This window comes from Streptomyces swartbergensis (assembly GCF_002148965.1).
GTDB classification, from domain to species: Bacteria; Actinomycetota; Actinomycetes; order Streptomycetales; family Streptomycetaceae; genus Streptomyces; species Streptomyces swartbergensis.
Genome location: NZ_NGFN01000510.1, coordinates 1 through 4,216 on the forward strand (window position 1 = coordinate 1; position 4,216 = coordinate 4,216).

Sequence of the window (4,216 nt, forward strand, 5' to 3'; positions counted from 1 at the left end):
GCCGAGGCCCCGCGACGTGCGCGTCCGGCGGTACCCCGCCCGCCGAGGCGTGCGCGTCAGGCCGGGCCGAGGGACTCTGCTCGCCGGCGACCCACCCGGCCGTGCCGTCCGTCAGCGCCCGCCCGCCGTCCGCCGCATACGCCCGCTGCCCGAACAGCAGCCCGATGACGAGCACTCCGCCCACCAGCAGCGCCACTCGGAGCGCACGCCACCCGGCCGCTGTGCGCGGCATGCGCACAGCGGCACCGGGCAGGACTGCTGACCAGGTCAAGAGGGGGAGCTTCCTCTCGTGCTGCGGAACAGGTGCGGAACGCATAACGCGTTACGAGCAACGAGTCGGCACGACGCGGTACTGCCCGGCGCGACGCACCGCCGAGCCGAGCAGCGCCGATCCTCGCACGGGAGTGCGGAGGTCGCGCAAGCCCTTTCCCACTGATGGTCAGCCATATCCGTTGTGCCGGCCGGAGTCGGGCGACGATGCATCGACAAGTCGCCATCCGGCATCCGACCGCCGCTCACCACCACGGCCTTCGGCACGTCACGCCGCATCCGGTATCGGCAGCGGACGCTTCTCGATCGCCGCCGCCATCACCTCCGGGAACAGATCGGGCGTGCAGGCGAACGCCGGTGCCCCCAGCGCGGCCAGCGCGGCCGCGTGCTCCCGGTCGTATGCCGGCGCCCCCTCGTCCGAGAGCGCCAGCAGCGTCACGAACTGCACCCCCGAGGCCTTCATCGCCGCGACCCGCTTGAGCATCTCGTCCCGTATGCCTCCCTCGTAGAGGTCGCTGATCAGCACGACCACCGTCTCCGCGGGCCGGGTGATCTGCGACTGGCAGTAGGCGAGTGCCCGGTTGATGTCCGTGCCGCCGCCCAACTGCGTCCCGAACAGGACGTCGACGGGATCGTCGAGCTGGTCCGTGAGGTCGACGACCGCCGTGTCGAAGACGACCAGTCGCGTGGAGATCGTCCGCATCGAGGCGAGCACCGCTCCGAACACCGATGCGTACACGACCGATGCCGCCATGGATCCCGACTGGTCGATACAGAGGATGACCTCCTTCTTCGTGGACTGGGACGCTCGCCCGTACCCGATGAGCCGCTCCGGCACGATCGTTCGGTACTCGGGCAGGTAGTGCTTGAGGTTGGCCGCGATCGTGCGGTTCCAGTCGATGTCATGATGGCGGGGCCGGTTGATCCGGGCGCTGCGGTCGAGGGCGCCGGTGAGGGTGGCCCGGGTGCGGGTGGCGAGCCGCTTCTCCAGGTCCTCGACGACCTTGCGCACGACGGCCCGTGCCGTCTCCTTCGTCGTCTCGGGCATGGCCTTGTTGAGCGACAGCAGCGTGCCGACGAGGTGCACGTCGGCCTCCACCGCCTCCAGCATCTCCGGCTCCAGCAGGAGCGTGGCGAGACCGAGCCGGTCGATGGCGTCGCGCTGCATGACCTGTACGACGGAGGACGGGAAGTACGTCCGGATGTCCCCGAGCCAGCGCGCCACGGACGGCGCCGACGCCCCGAGTCCCGCCGAACGTTCCCGGCCCGCCTGCGGCTTCTCCCCCTTGCCGTAAAGCGCGGTGAGCGCTCCGTCCATCGCCGCGTCCCGCCCGGACAGTTCGCACCCGGTGCCGTCCGCCGCGTCGCCCCCGAGCACGAGCCGCCACCGCCGCAACCGCTCCCGCGCCGGGTCCGTCACCTCGGCCGTCATCCGCGTCCTCCCTCGCGAGGCCGTTCCCACAGCGGGATCACCGGCACGGCCGTCGCCGGCCGGACTTCCGCCGGCGACCCGTTGCCGACGGTGTGTCCCGGCTCCGCGCTCGGAGCCGGCTGCCTCAGTCCGTCGGTCGTCATCCCGTCACCCCCACCAGGTTGTTGCCCATGTGCTCTTCCCCTTCGTCCAGCCCGAGCAGCAGCCGCACGACCGGCAGCACGGCATCCGCGCGCACCGTGTCGAGCTCCGTCGCGAACCCGGGTATGCCGGAGCCGGCCCCTGTCGCGCTGCTCCCGGCCCCGGGTCCGCGCCGGACCAGTTCACCTAGGGTCCGCCGCACGCCGGGCTCGTACGCCGAGAACGTCCGCCGCAGCAGGGGCAGCACGTCCGTGAACGCCTCCGCCGGCACCCCGGTCAGCCACGCGTCGACCAGCCCGAGCAGCCGCTCGTCGTGCACCAGGAGCATCCCGCCCCCGGAGCCTCCTCCGACGAAGCCCTCGATCCACGCGGCCGCGTCCGCCGGTGGCGTGCCCGGGGACAGGACGAGCCCCATCAGGCGCGCCGCCTCGTCCTGAGCCAACTCCCCGTCGTCGAGCAGGAGCCGGACGGCCCGCCCCCTGATCACCCCGGGAACGGTGTCCCGCCCGCACAGCACACGCAGCACCGACTGCCAACGGGCTCTCAAGTGGCCCTGTCCCGCCGCGGGGGTGTCTCCCAGGAGCCCCACGGCCCCGTGCACGGCGTCGACATGCCGCCGCATCTCCGCGGCACCGTCCGCGTCGAGCGCGGCGCAGGCCGGGGGCAGGCCGACGAAGACCCGCTCGGCCAGACCCGCCGCGACCTCTCCCAGGGCCCCGGTGTCCGTGCCGCGCACATCGCCGTAGCGCAGGGAGCGGACGAGAGCGGGCAGCGCCTGGGCGAGTTGGCCGACATCACTGTCGAGGGCCGCCCGGTCGGCGAGGATCCGCATCACCGTCGGCAGCGCGTCGGGCAGTTCGGCCAGCAGGCAGCGCTCGGCGAGTGCGGTGACGTCGGCGAGCCCCTGCGCGGCGACGGCGTCCGCCTCGGCCTTGGCGGTCGCGGCGGACAGGACGGTCGTCCCCCACACCCCGGCCTCCGCGACCCGTACGGACAGCTCGGGCTCCCAGCGCAGCCGCCACGTCTCCCGGAACGTGCCCGTGCTGCCCCGCGAGGCGGCCGGTTCGCCCCACGCGACGCCGAGCAACCGCAGCCGGTGCAGCAGTCTGCTGCGGGCGGCGTCGATCTCCTTGCGCAGGTCGAGCTCCACCTCCCGCTCCAGCGCCTCCGGCTTCAGCCGCAGCCGGCGCTGGAGCCGGGCGAGGTCCCGCTGCAACGGAACCGCCGGCGCCGTCGCGGGCACCTCCCCCAGCACGTCGCCCACGACCAGCCGGTCCCGCACCAGCGCCAGCGGCACGTCCGATCCCTCGCACATCACCGCCCGCACCGCGTCGGTCGTCTCGCTCAGGCCGGGCAGCGGACGGCCGCGCATCGCGGCGAGCGTCTCGGCCAGCCGCACGGCCTCGATGACGTGCGCGGAGGAGACGAGCCGGTCCTCGGCGCGCAGCAACCCCGCCACCTTGGTCATCCACCGCTCGACCGGCCGGTCCGGGGCGCTGAACAAGTGCCCGTACCAGCCCGGCGAGTCGATGCCGGCGCCGTACCCGCTGATCCGGGACAGCCGGCGGTGGGTCCACGGCACCCACGTCATGTCCGTCCTGACCTTGGGCAGCCCCCTCAGCAGCGCCTTGTCGGCGGCGACGGTGGTCTTCTGCCGCAGGGCGGGCACATGCCACGCCCCGCACACCACGGCCACGCCGTCCTCGAAATCCCGCTGGGCTGCCCGCACCTGGAGCCGCATGTACGCCTCACGCACCAGGTCACGGTCGTGTCCCCCGCTGCCGTAGGTCTCCCGCAGCGCCCCCATCGCCTCCTCCAGCACGGTGAACGGCGCGAGCACGTCCCCCTTTCCCACGCCCCGGTGCTCCACGACGTCCTCCCACCACCGCTCCGGGTCGTCGTAACCGGCGGTCTCGGCGAGCACCCCGAGCGGATCGATCCGCACGTCGGCGGGTCCGGGGCAGAGGTCGGGGCCGGAGTCGCCCTCGCTGTCCGCCGTCTCGGCGTCCAGAGGGGATTCGCCCTCCACCGCGGCCTCGTCCTCCTGCCTCCCCCACGCCAGCGTGTGCGTGGCCGGCAGGTCGATGAAGCGGGCCGGGACGTCGTGTTCCAGGGCCCAGCGGATGGCGACCCACTCCGGAGAGAACTCGGCCAGCGGCCAGAACGCCGAACGGCCGGGCTCGTCCACGGCATGGGCGAGCAGGGCGACCGGCGGCCGCATCTCCTCGTCGGCAGCGAGCGGAATCAAGGCATCGGCCTCGGGAGGTCCCTCGATCAGCACGACCCGTGGCCGGGCCTCCTYCAGCGCCGCCCGCACCGCCCGCGCCGACCCCGGCCCGTGATGCCGCACCCCGAGCAGCAGCGGCCCCGCCC

General features: G+C 73.5%; 2 protein-coding genes and 1 pseudogene. All 3 read right to left on the reverse strand.

The window, feature by feature from the left end:
* Positions 1 to 271 (reverse strand): annotated as a pseudogene (locus CA983_RS41160) (hypothetical protein); the annotation flags it as partial.
* Between the two features lie 267 nt (positions 272 to 538).
* On the reverse strand, positions 539 to 1,702 hold the full coding sequence (locus tag CA983_RS41165) for a VWA domain-containing protein (RefSeq protein WP_086605774.1): 1,164 nt from the start codon (positions 1,700 to 1,702) through the stop codon (positions 539 to 541).
* 139 nt (positions 1,703 to 1,841) lie between these two features.
* Positions 1,842 to 4,216: DUF5682 family protein (locus CA983_RS41170; RefSeq protein WP_244207317.1), on the reverse strand; the 2,375-nt coding region annotated here is incomplete at its 5' end.

Bases quoted from the DNA above. Each gene is read 5' to 3' on its own strand.
- CA983_RS41165 (WP_086605774.1), bottom strand. From the start codon at position 1,702: ATGACGGCCGAGGTGACGGACCCGGCGCGGGAGCGGTTGCGGCGGTGG.